The organism is Pseudomonas sp. TH39(2020) (assembly GCF_016650715.1).
GTDB lineage: Bacteria > Pseudomonadota > Gammaproteobacteria > Pseudomonadales > Pseudomonadaceae > Aquipseudomonas > Aquipseudomonas mandelii_C.
On record NZ_JAEKFF010000008.1, the window covers coordinates 369,803 to 389,205 of the forward strand.

The 19,403-nt window shown below is 57.9% G+C and carries 13 protein-coding genes and 1 pseudogene; 10 read left to right on the forward strand and 4 right to left on the reverse strand.

Annotation, left to right across the window (positions count from 1 at the left end; all coding sequences use genetic code 11):
- Positions 1-687 precede the first annotated feature (687 nt).
- From JFU47_RS30015 to dapF, 7 genes are all read left to right on the forward strand, one after another.
- Entirely contained in the window at positions 688-1,917 is a 1,230-nt protein-coding gene (locus JFU47_RS30015) for a hypothetical protein (RefSeq protein ID WP_201187819.1), read from the forward strand.
- A 280-nt stretch (positions 1,918-2,197) separates the two neighbouring features.
- Positions 2,198-3,496, forward strand: coding sequence for a sialidase family protein (locus JFU47_RS30020; protein WP_123368840.1), 1,299 nt, complete (start codon positions 2,198-2,200; stop codon positions 3,494-3,496).
- The gene (locus JFU47_RS30025; protein WP_140894615.1) at positions 3,493-4,107 is read left to right on the forward strand and encodes a hypothetical protein; all 615 of its coding nucleotides are present in this window, start codon (positions 3,493-3,495) and stop codon (positions 4,105-4,107) included. The genes JFU47_RS30020 and JFU47_RS30025 overlap by 4 nt, the downstream gene beginning before the upstream one ends.
- Positions 4,108-4,139: 32 nt before the next feature.
- A complete protein-coding gene (locus JFU47_RS30030; RefSeq protein WP_201187821.1) occupies positions 4,140-6,176 on the forward strand; it encodes an LTA synthase family protein in 2,037 nt (678 codons plus the stop codon).
- 380 nt (positions 6,177-6,556) lie between these two features.
- Positions 6,557-8,812 carry a catalase/peroxidase HPI gene (gene katG, locus JFU47_RS30035; protein ID WP_201187823.1) on the forward strand — a complete coding sequence of 752 codons (2,256 nt, stop codon included), beginning with the start codon at positions 6,557-6,559 and terminating at the stop codon, positions 8,810-8,812.
- A gap of 151 nt (positions 8,813-8,963) precedes the next feature.
- Entirely contained in the window at positions 8,964-9,983 is a 1,020-nt protein-coding gene (locus tag JFU47_RS30040; RefSeq protein ID WP_201187825.1) for an AbrB family transcriptional regulator, read from the forward strand.
- Between the two features lie 272 nt (positions 9,984-10,255).
- Positions 10,256-11,074, forward strand: a complete 819-nt coding sequence (dapF, locus tag JFU47_RS30045; protein ID WP_201188527.1) for a diaminopimelate epimerase — start codon at positions 10,256-10,258, stop codon at positions 11,072-11,074.
- Positions 11,075-11,433: 359 nt separating this feature from the next.
- Here the strand turns inward: dapF and JFU47_RS30050 are convergent.
- Positions 11,434-12,596, reverse strand: a protein-coding gene (locus JFU47_RS30050; protein ID WP_201181195.1) for an IS3 family transposase whose coding sequence is annotated in 2 segments (ribosomal slippage) — positions 11,434-12,341 and positions 12,341-12,596 — 1,164 coding nt in all. Because the reading frame shifts where the segments join, the coding sequence is not laid out codon by codon here.
- Between JFU47_RS30050 and JFU47_RS30055 the strand changes: the two genes are divergently transcribed.
- Together JFU47_RS30055 and JFU47_RS30060 are read left to right on the forward strand one after the other, a co-directional pair.
- Positions 12,585-13,052, forward strand: coding sequence for a hypothetical protein (locus JFU47_RS30055; RefSeq protein ID WP_201187827.1), 468 nt, complete (start codon positions 12,585-12,587; stop codon positions 13,050-13,052). The genes JFU47_RS30050 and JFU47_RS30055 overlap by 12 nt on opposite strands.
- Positions 13,053-13,313: 261 nt before the next feature.
- A complete protein-coding gene (locus JFU47_RS30060) occupies positions 13,314-13,589 on the forward strand; it encodes a hypothetical protein (RefSeq protein ID WP_201187829.1) in 276 nt (91 codons plus the stop codon).
- A gap of 119 nt (positions 13,590-13,708) precedes the next feature.
- Here JFU47_RS30060 and mqo read toward each other — a convergent pair whose 3' ends face one another.
- The gene (mqo, locus tag JFU47_RS30065; RefSeq protein ID WP_201187831.1) at positions 13,709-15,355 is read right to left on the reverse strand and encodes a malate dehydrogenase (quinone); all 1,647 of its coding nucleotides are present in this window, start codon (positions 15,353-15,355) and stop codon (positions 13,709-13,711) included.
- Between the two features lie 388 nt (positions 15,356-15,743).
- Here mqo and ilvD point away from each other — a divergent pair, with 388 nt between their 5' ends.
- On the forward strand, positions 15,744-17,426 hold the full coding sequence (gene ilvD, locus JFU47_RS30070; RefSeq protein ID WP_140681270.1) for a dihydroxy-acid dehydratase: 1,683 nt from the start codon (positions 15,744-15,746) through the stop codon (positions 17,424-17,426).
- Positions 17,427-17,626: 200 nt separating this feature from the next.
- Here the strand turns inward: ilvD and JFU47_RS33680 are convergent, their stop codons facing one another.
- Together JFU47_RS33680 and JFU47_RS33685 are read right to left on the reverse strand one after the other, a co-directional pair.
- Positions 17,627-18,490 carry a methyl-accepting chemotaxis protein gene (locus JFU47_RS33680; RefSeq protein ID WP_425589949.1) on the reverse strand — a complete coding sequence of 288 codons (864 nt, stop codon included), beginning with the start codon at positions 18,488-18,490 and terminating at the stop codon, positions 17,627-17,629.
- Positions 18,485-19,240: pseudogene (locus JFU47_RS33685) on the reverse strand (MCP four helix bundle domain-containing protein); the annotation flags it as partial. The gene JFU47_RS33680 and the pseudogene JFU47_RS33685, both read right to left, overlap by 6 nt.
- Positions 19,241-19,403 lie beyond the last annotated feature (163 nt).

A 19,403-nucleotide genomic window follows, 5' to 3' on the forward strand; every position in this document is an offset into this window, starting at 1 on the left:
GCCTCGCTGTGGCTCGGCATGCCCTCACTCCGGCATTGCTCCGGGGGCCCGCCGCCATCGGCCATCCATGGCCGGGGGCGGCTACCGCGGCATCCTTGCCGCGGTGCCCCCTGCGCAATACCTGCGTTCGGCCTCTGGGAAAGGGGCGGCAGATCTGAAGCAAAGCAACAGCAACGGCAAGATCAAAAGATCGCAGCCTCGCTTCGCTCGACAGCTCCTACAGGGGAACGCGTGCGCTTGAGCCCAGGCCGGCCGGTAGGCCGCCTCGTTTTGGCTTTTGCGATGCACGCCCCATCCCGCCCCAAACCTTTCTCGAATGAACAACAATTGCGCCATTTTTGTAGGCCGCTTTTATGCGCGTGAAATAAAAAACGCACAGTGAATGTGCAGTTTCGTTACCCCTCGACGCGCCTGTTTCATGGGCAACACAAACAAATATGTTTCCCATATAAACAATTGTTTTTATTGAATTTTTAAGCACCAAACAGCTTTCTGACAGTTGGCATAATTTCTGCTCAGGTAATCATGAGTTCATAGGCCATACGCCGTATTACCCACGAAACAACAAAAACAGAAACGCACTTAAAAAAAGCAACACACGAAGTCATCCGCTCATCGCCACTTTAAAGGCGAACGGACAAGTGTTGCCGGTCACTTTGTAGCGTTCAATTGAGCAGCGGAGTCAACATGAAGCATTACGTTATATGTATGGGACTGATGATGAGCAGTTGCGTGAGCTTCGCCGGTGAACCCGGTCCTGCTGCGCCCGTGACATCGACGACCGGCAAAAAGCCGTTTCCGCATATCGCCTGGCGCAGCGACGATGGCGAAAGCAGCCTGGACATCGGCGGTGCCCTGCGAACCAACTACCGCGACGAGCAATGGGACACCACCGAAAACAACGGGCGTTTTCTCTTCGACACCTTCCGCATCGACGTACAGGCGACCTACAAAAATCTCTATAGCGATGTCGGCTACTGGTTTCAGGATGACGGCAAACACTCCATCGACCGCGGCTTCGTCGGCTACCGCCTGAACAGCAACTCAAACCTGCAACTGGGCGCGCCGTTCAAACCGTTTGGCCTGGAACCCTATCCGCAATTTGGCTGGAGCTATCACCTGCCCTTCTTCATGGGCTATGGCGTCAGCGCTGGCACAGGCTTGAAGTACAGCTACAAGGATCAGGATTGGGATCTGCAACTCGGGTACTTCCCGCGCATGTTGCCTTCCGACATTCGCTACTCGCCGGAAGTCGGGCGTTACGCCGACCTCAAGGACAATGCGATCCCCTTCACCCAGTCGCGCCAGGACAACGAGAAACACAACCAGATCAACGCCCGGGTCGCGCGGACCTTTGTTAATGACGGCTGGAAAACCGAGATCGGCGCGTCGGTGGCCGCCGCCCAGTTGTATAACGCCACCACCAAAGACGATGGCGATTACTGGGCCGGCGGTATCCACGCCATCATCAATGCCGGCGCGTGGACCGTCTCTACCCAGGGCATTCGCTACGAGTACGACCCCAAAAACCCTGCAGGTGTCAGCAACGACTCGGTGCTGATGGGCGGCAACGGCCTGACCCCGGCGTACCTGATCGCTTCCAAGGCCACCATTGCTTCGCTGAACGTCGGCTATGACATCCCCACGCCAAAACTGGGTCAGTTGAAGAAGATCAAGCTCTACAACGACTACAGTCGCATGATGAAAGACAAGAGCGGTTGGGACGACTCGCAGATGTACACCGTCGGCGCGCAGTTCCTGGCCATGCCGATCATGGCCTGGGTCGACCTGACCTGGGCGAAAAACGCCAACCCCTATGGCGGTGCGGAAAACGGTACGGGCTTTACCAATACCAGTTCAGTTGGCAGCAATCAGTGGTATTACCGGACCAACGTCAATATCGGGTACTACTTCTGATCCCGTTATCGCCTCGCCCCTGATCAGCTTCGTTTTGTGTTTCGCGCTGTTCATGTCCGGCTCTTTCGACCAGCGGTGCAGATGGCCCTTCAGCCCCGCTGGCTCGAATCGATACCCTTCTGGTGCGGTAGTTTCAGCCTGCCGGTTGCGTGTTGTTTATCGACAGTGCAGCACGCTACAAATAATTGCTTACAAAGTAGAAATTCATTAAACCCGATCTTGTACTAGCGGGTGTTAGCTTGGGCGCCTGATCGGGCCATGAGATGCCAAAGTCTTAATTATGCGCATCAAACTTCCTAGCATTCCTGCCCTCGGTGCATACCTTGCACTTTCTTGCCTGTTTGCGGCCGCATGGTTCTTCAACCCTGCCAATACGCACTCATCCTTTGCCCTGATAAGTCCAGTGATGGCAGTGGCCGGCAAAGTGGCCAAGCCCATTTATACCAGCCGCTTCGCCTCCTCCGGGCTGGTGGATTTCGTGCATTCCTCGGCGGTGACCGCCTTGCCCGACGGCAGCCTGATGACGGTCTGGTTCGCCGGCTCCCGCGAAGGCGCAGCCGATGTGCAGGTGCGCTCCGCCCGTTTCGACCCGAAAACCAGCGAATGGGGGGCTGAACAGGTATTGGCGACGCGGGATTCGACCCAACAGGGCACGCGAAAATACATTCGCAAGCTGGGCAATCCGGTGGTTGCCCTCGCACCGGATAATCGCGTGTGGCTGTTCTACGTGTCCGTGTCCATGGGCGGCTGGGCCGGCAGCGCGGTCAATGTGATGGTGTCAGATGACTTCGGTGAAAGCTGGTCCGCCCCGCGCCAGCTGATCACCTCACCCTTTCTGAACATCAGCACGCTGGTTCGGTCGGCACCGGTGTTTCATGCCGATGGCTCCATCGGCTTGCCGGTCTACCACGAGTTTCTGGGCAAGTTTGCCGAGTACCTCTACTTGAGCGCAGACGGCGATGTGATCGACAAATACCGCATCAGCCACGGCAATAATTCATTGCAACCTGCAGTGGTTCCGCTGGACGGCCGGCGCGGCATCGCCTTGCTGCGCTATGCCGGCGATACCCACCACCGTGTGCTGGCGACCCGCACCGAAGACGCCGGTCAAACCTGGAGCGAACCTTATCCGCTCGATCCCTCGAACCCGAACTCATCGTTGGCCGCCGTCGCGACGCCCGAACATGGGTTGCTGGTGGCGCTCAACGACCTGCAGGAGGGGCGCTTCAAGCTGAGTCTGTATGGGACCGACGCAAAAATGGACGATTGGCGCTCGTTGCGTGACCTGGACAAGTCACCTGATCCCGAAGGCGCTCCGTTTTCTCCCGAGGCCTACAAGGAAATCATCGGTAAAGAGTTTCGCGGTTCCAGCGGCGCGCTTCGCCAACCGCTGGAGGCGCGGTTCCTGGACAACCTCGACAACCGCGTCTGTAAAAGCCAAGGGTGTGAATTTGAATATGAATACCCGTACTTCATCCGCAGCCCCGACGGTATGTATCACTTGGTTTATTCCTGGAACAACACCTTCATCAAGCACGTCACCTTCAACGATGCCTGGCTCAACGAGCGTCGCAAATGATCAGCCTGTGGCAAGCCCATGCCAGCTTCGCAATGATCATCTTCCTGGTGCTGCCTTCTTTCGGCTTGCCCAAAACCTGGCGGATCGCACTGTTGGCCGCATTGCTGGCAGTCAGCTTCATACCGCTGGACGGCTTATCGTTGGCCGCCTATTTGCGCAGCTACATTGATGACCTGGCGATCACCTCCATGGTGTTCATGGCGTGGGGCTGCTTGCGTCGGCTGGACATCCTGCCACCTGCGCGGGGTCAAACCGGCGTATTGATCCTCTTCGCCGCGATGGCCCTGGTGCTGTACCCGGCAACCCTGGGCATGAGTGATCTGGACCCCTATCGGTTTGGCTACAGCCCGCGCCCCATGCTGATTGCCCTCGCCGCGCTGACACTGGGCCTGTTTTACCTGCGCAACGGCCTGGCCGTCGTGATGCTGGCCAGCGCAACCCTGGCCTTCATTGCCGGGATCAAACCTTCGCAAAACTATTGGGATTACCTGGTCGATCCACTGCTGGGTCTGTATTGCTGCATGGCCCTGCTGATGCTTGCCGTGCGCTGGACGTATCGCCAGGCAAGCAAGCGCCGCGTTGCAGTGGGCGATGTGTCCAGTTCCGTTTGAGATTTAACGACTTTATTAACAGGGGAACAGGGATGGGTTGGCTGCACTCGAGACGTTTACATTACTGGTTGGGCGCGACAGCGATTACATTCGCGCTGTTTTCTGCGCTTCGGGTGCTGTTCTTTTTCGGCTATTCGGGTTTCGACGCCCGAGCGCTGATCGACCAACATGCCGTCATGGAAACCCTGGGGATCGGCTTTCGTTTCGATCTGCGCCTGGCCATCCTGGCGATGTTGCCGTTGGCGTTACTGGCCTGGATTCCTCGCTGGAACCTGATCGGCAGCCGCCTGCTTCGCCGGATCGCCCGCGTGTATCTGGTCGCGGCCCTGAGCATCCTGCTGCTGATTTACATCATCGATTTTGGTCATTACGCCTACCTGGGCGTGAGGATCAACGCCACCGTGCTGCGCTTCATCGAGGACGCGCAAATATCCCGTGACATGGTCTGGCAGACCTACCCGGTGATCTGGATTTCACTGGGTTGGCTGGCAACGGTCGCGTTGGTGACACTGGCCCTGGTGCGTCTGGAACGCGTGACGCTGGACCGCCCTCGCAAAGCCATTCGCCGGCTCTCCGCGACATTGGGTGGCGCGTTGATGGTCGTGGCGGTGCTGCTGGGTATTTTAGGTCGTGTCGAAAACATGAACCTTGAGAACCCGGTCCCGTTGCGCTGGAGCGATGCGTTCTTCTCTGGCAATAACCAGATCGCTGCGTTGGGTCTGAACCCGGTGCTGTTCCTCTACGACACGGTCAAAGTCGGACAATCGCGCTATGACGAAGCGCAGGTGCGCGAACACTACGCGGTGATGGCCAACTACCTGGGCGTGGACAAACCCGACCCGCAAACCCTTGATTTCGTCCGTCACCAGGCGCCACAACCCTACAAAGTACCGGGCTCCCGGCCGCCGAACGTGGTGTTCGTCATGCTGGAATCGCTGGGCACCAGCGCCGTCGGGGCCTACGGCAACCCGATCAATCCGACGCCCAATATCGATCGCCTGGCCACCCAGAGCTGGTTCTTCGAGCACTTCTATGTGCCGGTGACGGGAACCGCAAAAACCGTCTGGGCCAGCATTAGCGGCGTGCCCGACGTCACCCGTCAGGAAACCGCGACGCGTAATCCGTTGATCACCAAACAAAACACACTGATCAACGCCTTCACCGGTTACGAGAAGATCTACACCATCGGCGGAAACTCCGGCTGGGCCAACATGAATGCCTTGATCCGGCAAAGCATCGACGGCGTTCGCTTGTTCGAAGAGCGGGACTGGAAATCCCCGGTGGTGGATGTCTGGGGGATTTCAGACCTGGATCTGTTCAAGGAAACCGACCAGATCCTGCAAACCCTGCCCAAGGACAAACCGTTCTTCGCCTATGTGCAGACGGCTGGTAACCATCGTCCCTTCACGATTCCCAAAAGCAACGATGGATTCGAGGTCAAGCAGCCTACCCTGGCCGAAGTACAGGCCGCAGGGTCGCGCAGCGTCGAGCAGTACAACGCCGTGCGTTTGCTGGACTTCAACATCGGTCGCTTGATGGAAATCGCCAAGGCAGGCGGCTGGTACGACAACACCATTTTCGTGCTGTTTGGTGACCACAACACCCGTATCGCGCAAATCCCGTTCCTGGCACCGGCCTACGAGCAACTGGGTCTGGAAAGCAACGCGGTGCCGATGATCATCCACGCGCCGGGTTTGCTGGGGACGCGTAAGGTCAAGGAAGCGGTCGGCCTGGTGGACTTGCTGCCCACCGTGGCGGGCATGGCCGGCCTTGAGTTTCGCAACAGCGGCATGGGCCGTGACATTCAGCAGCCCGCGCCCGAGGGTGAACGCGTGGTCCCCCTGGTACTGCGTGAGGGAACATTCCCGCTGATTGCCGGCGTGACTCAACACTACATGGTGCAGATGGAGCACGACGGCAGCTCGCCAAGTCTGCATGACCTGGCCTCACCGACGCCGCTGGACAACGTCGCCGAGCAAAACCCTGAAGAGTTCAAACGCCTGTCGCAACTGACCCGCGCCATGCACGAAACCTCAAGGTTGATGCTGTACCAGAACGTTCGAAAGTAACGGTTTTCCCGCGTCTATGCTTCAAATAGACGCGGGGCCTTCCCCTGATACCCGTAAAAGACTCTGCCTATCACGACCCAATACTCCCCCTATTAGCTGACTTCCCAACTGGGGTCTAACCTTATCCGAGCGTCGGCACCATAAGCCGGCCGGTCAAGAGCTGATAAGGAGATAGGAATGGGTCAGAAGCCTGACTAAACCTGCCGTAGGCCACCGTGCAGGCAACTCGATTGCCGTTGTTAAGAATTCCCCTGTGATCAAAACAATCAGTTGATCAAACTGCTGGCCCTGCAGCCTGTGTCATTGGTTTCGCCCGTTGCTGTTTAACGCCCACGTTGGGCCGGATAGCCGGATGAATACGACCAAAAGGTAGCTCACACATGGCAAACGAATCGAAATGCCCGTTCCTTAGCGCCGCTGGCGGTGGCACGACAAACCGCGACTGGTGGCCGAACCAACTGAATCTGAAGATCCTCCATCAGCACTCGTCCCTGTCCGATCCCATGGACGAGGGCTTCAACTACGCCGAAGCATTCAAAAGCCTGGACTTTGAAGCGGTCAAAAGAGACCTGACTGCGTTGATGACCGATTCCCAGGACTGGTGGCCGGCGGACTTCGGTCACTACGGGCCACTCTTCATTCGCATGGCCTGGCACTCCGCCGGTACGTACCGCACCGGTGACGGTCGTGGTGGCGCCGGTTCCGGTCAGCAACGCTTCGCGCCGCTCAACAGTTGGCCGGACAACGTCAGCCTCGACAAGGCACGCCGGCTGCTCTGGCCGATCAAGCAAAAATATGGCCGCAACATTTCCTGGGCAGATCTGATCGTCCTCACCGGCAACGTCGCGCTGGAATCCATGGGCTTCAAGACCTTTGGCTTTTCTGGCGGTCGTCCGGACGTTTGGGAACCGGATGAGGACGTCTACTGGGGCTCCGAAAACAAGTGGCTGGGCGGCGACACCCGCTACGGCAAAAAAAACGAGCCCATGCAAGAGCCCGGCGAAGGCCCACTCGTGGCTGAGCCGGGGGAAAATGAGGAGAGCCGCACCGACCAGGGGCGCTTCCTGGAGAACCCGCTCGCCGCCGTGCAAATGGGCCTGATCTACGTCAACCCGGAAGGCCCGGAAGGCAACCCCGACCCGGTCGCGGCCGGGAAGGACATCCGCGAAACCTTCGCGCGCATGGCGATGAATGACGAAGAAACCGTGGCACTGATCGCCGGCGGCCACGCCTTTGGCAAGACCCACGGCGCCGGACCTGCCGACAATGTCGGCGCCGAGCCCGAAGCCGCTGGCCTCGAACAACAAGGTTTTGGCTGGAAGAACAGCTTCGGCACCGGCAAAGGTCCGGACACCATCACCAGCGGCCTGGAAGTCACCTGGACCACCACGCCCACCCGGTGGAGCAACAACTATCTGGAAAACCTGTTCGGCTTCGAGTGGGAACTGAGTAAAAGCCCGGCCGGTGCGAACCAGTGGATACCGAAAAACAACGCCGGCGCCGGCATTATTCCGGATGCTCACGACCCGTCCAAACGTCGCAATCCGACCATGCTGACCACCGACCTGTCGCTGCGATTCGACCCGATCTACGAACCGATTTCGCGGCGTTTCCTGGCCAATCCAGACCAGTTGGCCGACGCGTTCGCCCGGGCCTGGTTCAAGCTGATCCACCGCGACATGGGTCCCCTCTCCCGCTACCTCGGCCCGGAAATGCCGAGCGAAGAGCTGATTTGGCAAGATCCGATTCCAGAGGTCGACCATCCTTTGGTCACCGACAGCGATGTCGCCGCACTCAAGAGCAAACTGCTGGCCTCGGGGCTGACCGTCTCGCAGCTTGTATCAACGGCTTGGGCGGCGGCTTCGACCTTCCGAGGCTCCGACAAACGCGGCGGTGCCAACGGTGGGCGTTTGCGTCTGGCCCCACAGAAGTTCTGGCAGGCCAACCAGCCTGACCAACTGGCGAACGTGCTGGCGAAACTCGAGGGTATCCAGAGCGAGTTCAACAACAGCGGCAAGAAGATCTCGCTGGCAGACTTGATTGTGCTGGCCGGTAACGCGGGCGTCGAACAGGCGGCGAAAAATGCCGGTCAAACTGTGACGGTGCCTTTCTCGCCAGGACGGATGGACGCCTCCCAAGAGCAAACGGACGTCGAGTCTTTCGGCTTCCTCGAACCCTTCGCTGATGGCTTCCGCAACTACCTCAAAGGCAGGTACCGCGTCCCGGCCGAGCAGCTGTTGATCGACAAGGCGCAACTGCTGACACTCACCGCACCAGAAATGACCGCGCTCATTGGCGGCATGCGCGTGCTGAACACCAACGTCGGACAAACCAAACACGGTGTATTCACCCAGCAGCCGGAAGCGCTAACTAACGACTTCTTCAAAAACCTGCTGGATATGGGCGTGGAATGGAAACCGGTGTCGGAGGCTAATGAGGAGTTTGAAGGGCGCGATCGCAAAACCGGCGAAGTGAAGTGGACCGGCACCCGTGTCGACCTCGTCTTCGGCTCGAATGCGCAGTTGCGAGCGTTGGCTGAAGTCTATGCAACCGCTGATGCGCAGGAGAAGTTCGTTAAAGACTTCGTAGCCGCCTGGGCCAAAGTGATGGACCTGGATCGCTTCGATCTCAAGTAACACGAGCGGTATTGCTGAAACTGCAACGCCTCCCACTGTGGAGGCGTTGTGCTTTTTGTCACTTGACGCTTCACGCCGTTAGATGGGAAAACGTGCGTGGCCCGGATGCAAGCGTTGGGTTCAACATGAATCAAGGAAGACTCATCAAACCATGAAAACCCTACTGTGTTTGCTGATCGCCACCGGCGTCGGCACCGCGCTGCAATACGCTGGTATCCCCCATGGCCTGTTGCTCGGTTCGATACTCGCCACCGCGTTGATCGCCAGCAACTTGCGTTTTTCCCCCACGCTGCCCTTCAGCCTTGGCTACGTGCAAATCGTGTTGGGGATCGCGACCGGTCTGATGTTCACGTCGTGGAACAGCCAAACGGCGGCCGCTATGTTACCGAGCCTGGGCTTCATGCTGCTGGGCCTGACGGTCCAGAGCGCCGTGGCCGGTTTGTGGCTGCTCAGAGTCTCGGGATGGAACCCGAAGGACTCCCTGTTAGCCGTGTATCCGGGCGCACTCGCCGCCGTGTTCGATTTGCTCGAGTCCGAGCGCGCTTCCAGCAAGGTGATCGTCGTACACCTGGTGCGACTGCTGTCGATCACCGTGCTGGTCAGCTTTTGCATTCCCGGACAGACCGACGTGGCACTTGCCGAGAGCAGCCCGCTGCTTACGAGTACCGCGCTGACCCTGCTGTTGCTGATCGCCTTGTGCCTGTTGCTCGGCCGCTTGCTGTTGCGTGTCGGCGTTCCAGCACCGTTCATGCTCACCGCGATCATCGTCACCGGCGTCTACCTCAAGATGGGCTATCTCCAGGCCTTCCACCTGCCGTCATGGAGTGTCGACACCGCCGTGGTCCTCCTCGGCGTGCTGATCGGCTCGAAATTCAAAGACATCAGCCTCGCAGACCTTGTCCGCCACGGCCGGGCCGGGCTGATGGCCGTCGCCCTGATGCTGCTGATCGCAGCGGCGTTTGCCGGCGTGGCCGGACGGGTCCTGGGCAGCGACCCCTTGTCGTTGTGGCTGGCGTACATGCCTGGCGCCATCGAAACCATCGCCCTCGTCGCCTTCAGTGGCGGGCTGAACGTGGTGTTCATCCTGACCCATCACCTGGTGCGAATGGTCGTGCTGCACTTTGCGCCGGCGTTGGTCGTTCAGGCGCGGCGCTGGCGGGAGGATGTCTGATCGCAGGAAGGATTAAGTGGGAGAGATCGTGGCCAGGGCACCAATCAAAATGGTCAACACCAGAAATCCACCCAGGAAAATCGCCATCTTGCCCATTGGGCCTCCTACATTATGAGTTTGCGGTGCAGCGGTTTCCGCGACTGCGGAGCGTGCCGTTATTGTGAGCCGGCGGCTGTGTGCGTTACAGATGCAGATGGCGCAGAAAAATACGGATCAGAATGCCAAATTGGGGCTGGATCGCCTTTAAATATCAATTCCGCCAGGGTCTATTTATGCCGCTGAGTTTTCATAAAATGCACGCCAATGGCGATGACTTCGTTATTGTGGACTCGCGAAACGCGGTCAATCCAATGACAAGTACCCTGGCTCGGCGAATGGGTGATCGGACCCGAGGAATCGGATTCAATCAACTCGCGGTAGTGCTCGATTGCGATGATGCAGATGCGCGTTTGATGTTTTGGAACGCAGATGGCTCCACGCTGGATGTTTGTGGCAGTGCAACGCGGGGTGCCGCGGATATGTTGATGCTCGAATCAAATACTTCTTCGATAGCGCTCCGAACCAAGCGTGGTCTACTCACTTGCGAACGAACTTCAGCCGGCGCAATTTCTGTAAACATGGGCGAGCCGCTTTTCGGTTGGTCGGAAATTCCTCTGTCGCTGGAACTGGACACTGCTGTTTTGCCACTTGCTGGAGACCCAACAGCTTGCAGCATGGGAAATCCGCACTGCACCTATTTTGTGGATGATCTAACAGCCATTGATATAGCGGCAATTGGACCGACAATTGAAACCAACTCCCTATTTCCCCTCAGGACCAACGTGCATTTCGTCCAGATCATTAACCGAAAGCACATTCGGTTGCGCATCTGGGAGCGCCGGGGTGGTATTCCGCTCGGTTCAGGTTCCTGCTCTTGTGGCGCCGCTGTTAACGGAATTCGTCGTGGCTTGTTAGACAATTCCGTTGAGGTTGAATGTGATGGCGGAACTGTAACGGTTCAATGGGATGGCGTGGGACCGGTCTTTCTCATTGGACCGGTAGAGACAGCTTTTTCGGGAATGATCACGGATAGTTTATTGCAAGCTTTATAGCTGCTATATCGTGATAAACAGAGGCGGCTCAGAGGACTCGGAACCCTACCCGGATGCTTGGATAGTCGAGCAGCACGCCTATCTGTCAACGCTTGAAAATGGATCGAGGATAGGGAATGAGTATTTTCAGTCGGATAAAATCTTTCGTAAGACGTGGCCAGGAGGAGCAAGTTGCCGGCTACTCCATACCAGAGTTGAAGTCGGTTTTTGCTGAGCCTCTATCACGTCTCCCTCGGTCTCTGACCGACTATCCGCAAGTGGTATCTTTGGACGATATCGGTATCTCGGCCTATTACTCTGCTTTCTTAATCGGCAATGAAGACGTTCATAAGTTTTCGGCACTTGTCGAATTGTAGTGGTCAACTAATCCCGGACACGACGTTAAGTTTTTCCTCGGCCCGAGCTGGCGCCAGCCCACCGTTGAATTGGTGAGGCCGAATCCGGTTGTACCGATGCATCAAAAAATGGCTGATGTCGCGCTGTGCTTCCTGCGCAGTTCTGTAGCCTAAGGTCGGTATCCATTCAGTTTTCAAACTCCGGAACACTCGCTCCATCGGTGCATTGTCCCAGCAATTTCCCCGGCGACTCATGCTCTGGCGTATGCGGTATCGCCACAACCGCTGGCGAAACAACCGGCTTGCATATTGGGACCCTTGATCCGAGTGGAACAGCAGATCCGAAGGCCTGCCACGCTGCTCGTAGGCCATATCCAGGGCTCGGATCACGAGTTCGGCGTCCGGTTTTTCCGACAGTGCCCAGCCCACTATCCGGCGCGTGCAGAGATCCAGAACGACAGCCAAGTAATGCCACTTTCCTTGTGCCCAAATATAGGTGATGTCACCGCACCAGACCTGATTGGGGGCTGGCACATCAAACTCACGGTTCAAGGTATTCGGGATATCAAGTCTTTCTACTGTCGCTCGTTTATAGGCATGTGAGCCGGGTTGTTTACTGACTAAATCAAGCTCACGCATCAAACTGCGCACTTTGAATCGACCGAGTTGCTCACCATCTTCACGCATCAGTGACAGGATGCTGCGACTGCCCGCAGCGCTGCGACTTTGCGAGAACAGCTCACTGACCCGGCTACGCAACCGAAGCCGTTCAACATCGGGAGTGCGGCGCCGCAGGCGCTGGGCGTAGTAGCACGAGCGGGTGACTTCAAACACCTTACACAGCCAATCAACCGGCTCATGGGCACTCAACTGATCAATCAGCGCAAACGCTCGTGATCTTCCGACATCAAGAGCGCGGTAGCCTTTTTTAGTATGGATTTTTCTCGCTCAAGCCGAGCGATCCGGGCTTCCAGTTCCTGAATTTTCTGCTGCTCTGGGGTCAGCGCCTTGCTCTGCGGAGTGACGCCTTGGTGCTCTTTCTGAACCTGGTCAACCCAGCGGCGCAGCGCTGACTCACCAATGCCGAGTGAGCGGCTGGCTTCGATGTAGCTGTAGTTTTGCTTGAGCACGAGGTCAGCAGCCTCGCGTTTGAATTCAGCAGTAAAGGAGCGGCGTTGTTTGGTCATCTGACACCTCGATCTGGCGAGTATTCTCGCCTAAATGGGTGTCCGGTTTCATTAGACCACTACAAATCGAATTTCAGGTTCAAGACTGAAAAACTATTCAACGACCTTCCCGTAAAGCGTTATTCAGACATCCGAGAATACAACCACCTGATCTATTTCAGATCCGACGGAGAATTTAACGCCACAACGATGCGGATGGTTACGAACAGCGCCGAATTTCTAAACATCATTCAGCTTGAGAAATTGGCCGTTCCGCCACCCTGGATAGCGTTTGAGGGGTACAACCCTTTGTGGTGGGGAGGAAATATGCAAGGCGCTCAGGGCTACTATAACGACAGCTACTTCTCGCCGTTTTTTACTGATTTAAGCGGAGGAGAAAGGGAGATTTATTACGCAAGATACAATGCGCCGAATGAATGGAGAAAAAGCTTGGAATTGATGTACGACATTGAATGATCGTTCACCTTTCTAGGGCAAGCCCCCTCGCCACAAAAAACTCGTCAGTCTTAGCAATTCGTAATCTGCAAGATCGAATTCCAGACACAAAAAAGCCAACGGACCGTCACCGGTTCAGTGGGCTTTGCGATTACGCTTACTTACAAAGACATTTCATCAGCAGCCGTAACCTCGCTCCCCTGCCGTTTGTCAGCTTCCTGGCACCTTCCCCTTCCCGGTTTCTCCAACGCTGTACACCCCCTCACATGGCAGGCCTAAATGATGAACAGGACAATTGCTGCTCTCACGATCGCGGGCCTGTTCGCCTGCTCGCTTTTCGCACTGGCTGCCGAAAAGGCGACTGGAGAATCTGCTGTGCCACCTGCCGCGCTTCCCGGAATCAATCAGGCTCAGGGCTCTGAATCCAAGGAGGACAAGGCCGACAAAAAAGGCGAGGAAGCTGCGGGTTCAAACTCTGGTGCGGAGTCGGAAGAGACGGACAAAGATGCGGCCACCTCTAGCGGTTCGAAGGACGTTGAAAAAAAACCTACGCAGTAATGAGTGAGCGGTCCGCCCGCTTCCGCCTTAGTGTTGAGTAACCTGCAGGAACTGAATCCCAGACACAAAAAAGCCCACTGACCGTCACCGGTTCAGTGGGCTTTTGATTTGGCCTCTAGTTACAGAGCCATATCAGTCGCAGCATTAGCCTTCGGAGCCTTGGCCGGCGCAGCCGGAGCAGCAGCCGGAGCCACCACCTGACCAATCGCCGGCGGCGGAGTCAGCTGCAACACCTTGGCGGTGTAAGCCCACTCTTCAGCCACTTTCTCAGGGCTGCCATTCAACTGAGTGCCATAGCTCGGCACGATCTGGTGCAGCTTTTCCTGCCAGGCTGGGGAAGCAACCTTGTCCTTGAACACCTTCTGCAGCACGGTCAGCATGATCGGTGCCGCCGTCGAAGCGCCCGGCGATGCGCCCAGCAGACCAGCGATGGTGCCGTCTTGCGAGGCAACAATCTCGGTACCCAACTTCAGCACGCCACCCGCGGCTTCATCACGCTTGATGATTTGCACGCGTTGGCCGGCTTGCCACAGGCGCCAGTCTTCGGCTTTGGCGTTCGGGAAGTATTCTTTCAGGGCGTTGAGGCGGTCTTCGTCAGACAGCATCAGTTGGCCAGCAAGGTACTCGACCAGCGGGTATTCCTTGATGCCGACTTTGGTCATTGGCCACACGTTGTGCGTGGTGGTGGTGGTCAACAGGTCCAGGTACGAGCCTTCTTTCAGGAACTTGGTGCTGAAGGTCGCGAATGGGCCAAACAGGATGACGCGCTTGCCGTCCAGGACACGGGTGTCCAGGTGCGGAACCGACATTGGCGGTGCGCCAACGGAGGCTTTGCCGTAGGCCTTGGCCAGGTGTTGCTCGGCGATGGTCGGGTTTTCGGTCACGAGGAACGAGCCGCCTACCGGGAAGCCTGCGTATTCCTTGGCTTCAGGAATGCCGGACTTCTGCAGCAGGTGCAGTGCACCGCCGCCCGCGCCGATGAACACAAACTTGGCGTCGGTTTCGGTTTTGGTGCCGTCTTTCAGGTTTTTGTAGCTGACGCGCCAGCTGCCGTCTTCGTTCTTGGTGATGTCTTGCACTTCGCTAGACAGTTTCAGGTCGAACTTCGGCGTGGTTTGCAGGTGCGCGACGAACTGGCGGGTGATCTCGCCAAAGTTCATGTCGGTACCGATCGGGCTCCAGGTGGCCGCGACTTTCTGGTTCGGGTCACGCCCTTCCATCATCAGCGGAACCCACTTCTTGATCACAGCCGGGTCTTCGGAGTACTGCATGCCGGCGAACAGCGGGCTTGCTTGCAGGGCTTCGTAGCGCTTTTTCAGGAACTTGATGTTGTCATCGCCCCACACAAAGCTCATGTGTGGCGTGGAGTTGATGAACGAACGCGGGTTCTTCAGCACGCCTTGCTGAACCTGCCAGGCCCAGAACTGACGGGAGATCTGAAAGGCTTCGTTGATTTCAACGGCTTTCGTGATCTGGACGTTGCCTTTATCGTCTTCCGGGGTGTAGTTCAACTCGGCCAGGGCGGAGTGACCGGTACCGGCGTTGTTCCAGCCGTTGGAGCTTTCCAGGGCGACGCCGTCGAGGCGCTCGATCATTTCCATCGAAGTGCCAGGTTCCAGCTCATTGAGCCAAACACCGAGGGTCGCGCTCATGATGCCGCCGCCAATGAGCAGCACATCGACTTTCTTTGCCTCTTCCGCGTGAACGGACGTGATCCCCATCGACAAAGCCAGCCCCAGCAGGGCCGTGTTCATTTTCTTAAACATCTGTAGCACCTTTGATAAAACGCCATCCGCCCTTCCATCCTCATGCATGAGGCCCCCTGGTTCACGGCATGCAGGCAGCATGCTGTGGGTTGCGCACTGATCAGGATTGGAGGGTGGGCACACAAGGCCGACGTGTCTCCATCGACCTCAGTTTATATGTCCCTACTGAACTGACTTTTTATCGTTATTGGCTTCAGCTACTTGAGCGACAGTGATTCTGTTGGCGCGTCTCGAGAACGCGCAAACTGAATAGGTCAAAGCAAGTTGGGGCGAAGAATATCACGACACGGCAAACCCGCGCGTCTGTTCCCGACTTGATAGTCCGGGCACGGGTGCTGAGCCCACTATACTCATCGTGATTTTCTAGATGAACCTGTGAGGAGCAGTCATGAGCGACAAAGACGATTTGCGCAAATATTCCTCCCAAGTGGTCGACGGCGTGGAGCGCACGCCCGGCCGCGCGATGCTGCGGGCCGTGGGTTTTACGGACGAAGACTTCAAAAAACCGCAGATCGGTATCGCCTCCACGTGGGCGATGGTCACGCCCTGCAACATGCACATCGACAAGCTGGCCATTGAAGCCGAAAAAGGCGCGAATGCCGCCGGTGCCAAGGGTGTCATTTTCAACACGATCACCATTTCCGACGGCATCGCCAACGGCACCGAAGGCATGAAGTATTCGCTGGTATCACGGGAAGTGATCGCCGATTCGATTGAAGTGGTGGCCGGCTGCGAAGGCTTTGACGGTCTGGTGACTGTGGGCGGTTGTGACAAGAACATGCCGGGCTGCCTGATCGGCATGGCGCGACTGAATCGCCCTTCCATCTTCGTCTATGGCGGCACCATCCGGCCGGGCGCCGGCCACACCGATATCATCTCCGTATTCGAGGCCGTGGGTCAGCACGCACGGGGTGACATCAGCGAGATTCAAGTCAAGCAAATCGAGGAAGTGGCGATTCCAGGCCCCGGCTCCTGCGGCGGCATGTACACGGCCAACACCATGGCTTCCGCGATTGAGGCGTTGGGCATGAGCCTGCCCGGTTCCAGCTCTCAGGAGGCCGTCGGCAGCGACAAGGCGTCGGACAGTTTCCGCGCCGGTCAGCAGGTCATGGAGCTGCTCAAACGAGACATCAAACCGCGCGACATCATGACCCGCAAGGCCTTTGAAAATGCCATTCGAGTCGTGATCGCCCTCGCCGGCTCGACCAATGCCGTGCTGCACCTCCTGGCCATGGCGCATGCCGTGGATGTCGAGCTGACGCTGGATGATTTCGTCGAGTTGGGCAAGGTGTCCCCGGTGGTGGCCGACCTGCGCCCCAGCGGCCAATACATGATGAGTGAACTGGTGGCCATCGGCGGCATCCAGCCGCTGATGAAGCGCATGCTCGCCGCCGGCATGCTGCATGGCGATGCGCTGACGGTCACCGGCAAAACCCTGGCCGAAAACCTGGAAAACGTGCCCGATTACCCCGAAGGCCAGGACGTGATCCTGCCTTTCGACCAACCGATCAAAAAGGACTCCCATTTAGTGGTGCTGCGCGGCAACCTTTCGCCCACCGGCGCTGTGGCCAAGATCACCGGCAAGGAAGGTTTGCGCTTTGAAGGCACGGCTCGTGTGTATCACGGCGAGGAAGGCGCGCTGGCCGGCATCCTCAACGGCGAAGTCAAAGCCGGCGATGTGATCGTGATTCGCTACGAAGGCCCCAAGGGCGGCCCGGGCATGCGCGAGATGCTCTCGCCGACTTCGGCGGTCATGGGCAAAGGGCTGGGCAAGGACGTTGCGCTCATCACCGATGGCCGCTTCTCCGGCGGTTCACATGGGTTTGTGGTGGGTCATATCACGCCCGAAGCTTTTGATGGCGGGCCGATCGCGCTGATTGAAGACGGCGACAAGATCACCATCGACGCCGAAACACGGCAGATTACGGTCGATGTCTCCGACGCCGAACTGGCCGAGCGCAAGACCCGCTGGGTGCGCCCGGAATCCAAGTACAAACGCGGTGTGTTGGCCAAGTACGCGAAGACCGTGTCCAGCGCCTCGGAAGGCGCGGTTACGGATAAGTATCTCTAGGCGTTTCATGCGCGAGCTTGCGTCCGGCTCTGTAGCAGCTGTAGCAGCTGTCGAGCTCGCGAGGCTGCGTTCGGCTGCGCAGCAGTCGTAAGGTCAGACAATGCGGTGTGTCAGATTCACCGCGCACTCAGGGTTTACGACTGCTGCGCAGCCGAACGCAGCCTCGCAAGCTCGACAGCTGCTACAGGGCGCGTTATGGCTTAAAGTCTGAACCGGTCGACCGACTGCGACAGCTTGCCTGCCAGGGTGGACAACTCATCGGTGGTCGAGGCGGTTCGGCCAATGACCTTGCTATTGCCTTCGGACATACCGGCAATCATTTCGACCTGATGGGCGATTTCGTTGCTGGCCAGGCTCTGCTCACCGATGGTGCGGGTGATGTCATTGACCAGTTGCGTGGTGTTCAACGTGGCGTCGAGGATTTCGCGGATGGCGCGTTCGACGTCGGCGGTCACGGCCATGCCTTTGTCGACCTGCGCCACGCCCGCCTCCATGCTGGTCACCGCCTCGCGGGTGCTTTGCTGGATGCGTGACACCATCGTGGCAATTTCCTGGGTGGAGGCGCTGGTGCGTCCCGCCAGGCTGCGCACTTCGTCGGCCACCACGGCAAACCCACGCCCTTGCTCACCGGCACGAGCGGCTTCGATCGCGGCGTTGAGCGCCAGCAGGTTGGTTTGGTCGGCGATGCCCTTGATCACCTGAATGATGCTGAAAATCCCTTCGGACTCCTTGTCCAGCGTGCGGATCACCTGGGCCGATTGCTGCGCAGAACGCGCAATGCCGTCCATGTCGTTGACCACCTGATGGATCACGCGACCGCCATCCTTGGCCAGTGCCTCGGCCTGATTGGCCATGTTCAGTGCGCGCTCGGCATGCCGGGTGATCTCCTCGATGCTCGCGGTCATTTCGCTGGCAGCCGCCGCCATGGTGCTGGCCGCTACGCTTTGCTGCTGGCTGCTACCGGCCACTTCGTGGCAGCCGCTGCTCAATTGTTCACTCATGCCACTCACGCCGTGGGCGTTGCTGCGCACAACTTCGATCATGCCGCGCAGGTCGCGCTGCATGGTCGCGAGGCTGCGAATCAGTGCGCTGGCTTCGTCGTTGTGGGTGGGCTCGACAATCGGTTCGCTCAGGTTGCCATGGGCGATGCTGTCGGCGATGCGGCTGGCGGTCTGTAACGGCCCCATGATGCTCAGCATCACCGAGCGCCCTTGGGCGAGCAGCAATAACAGGCTGGCAATGAGGACACCACCGAGGGTGAAATTGGCGTTGCTGATGACTTTTTGAGTACCGGCACGGGTCTGTTGGGTGTTGGTCTCGATCAGTTCGCTGAGGGCGGCCAACTGATTTTCCAGCTGGCTGAATACGCTACTGAAACTGCCCAGTTGTTGCTGCGCGGCCTCCGGATTTTCCAGCGCCAGCCCGACGATGCCTTCGGCTGCGCTGATGTAGGTATCGAGGCTGGGCTTGATCTTGTTCAGGGCCCCCTTAATGGTGTCGTTGACCGGCAGCTTAAGGTTTTCACCGAGCATTTCACGAAAATGCGCCGTATGTTCCTCGAGGGAGCTGCGCACCTCGGCTTTGCTGCTGGTGCTTTTACCCAACCCGACCAACATCGCGGACAGCACGTCGGCGCGTAACGCGTCGTGCATCATGTCGGCTTCGAGGTGATTGCGCAGCACGGCCATACTGACCTCGTTGTCATTCACCGCAGCAGCCATCTGGGTATTTCCCAGGTAACTGACCAGGCTCATGATCAACGCGGTAATCAGCCCGGTGCCAATCAGCAGAATCAAACGTAATTTTATGGACACTCTGTGGATCCTCTCTCAGCACGTTTGTCAGTGGCGTAAAGCCAACTGCGGATTGGTTTGCTGAAAAGGTTATCGACCGGCACGAGTGGTTGATGAAGCGAAGTATCCATACACGCATGTCTTTGCGACATGCGGTATGTTTTTTCGGTTTTGATGGCGCCCG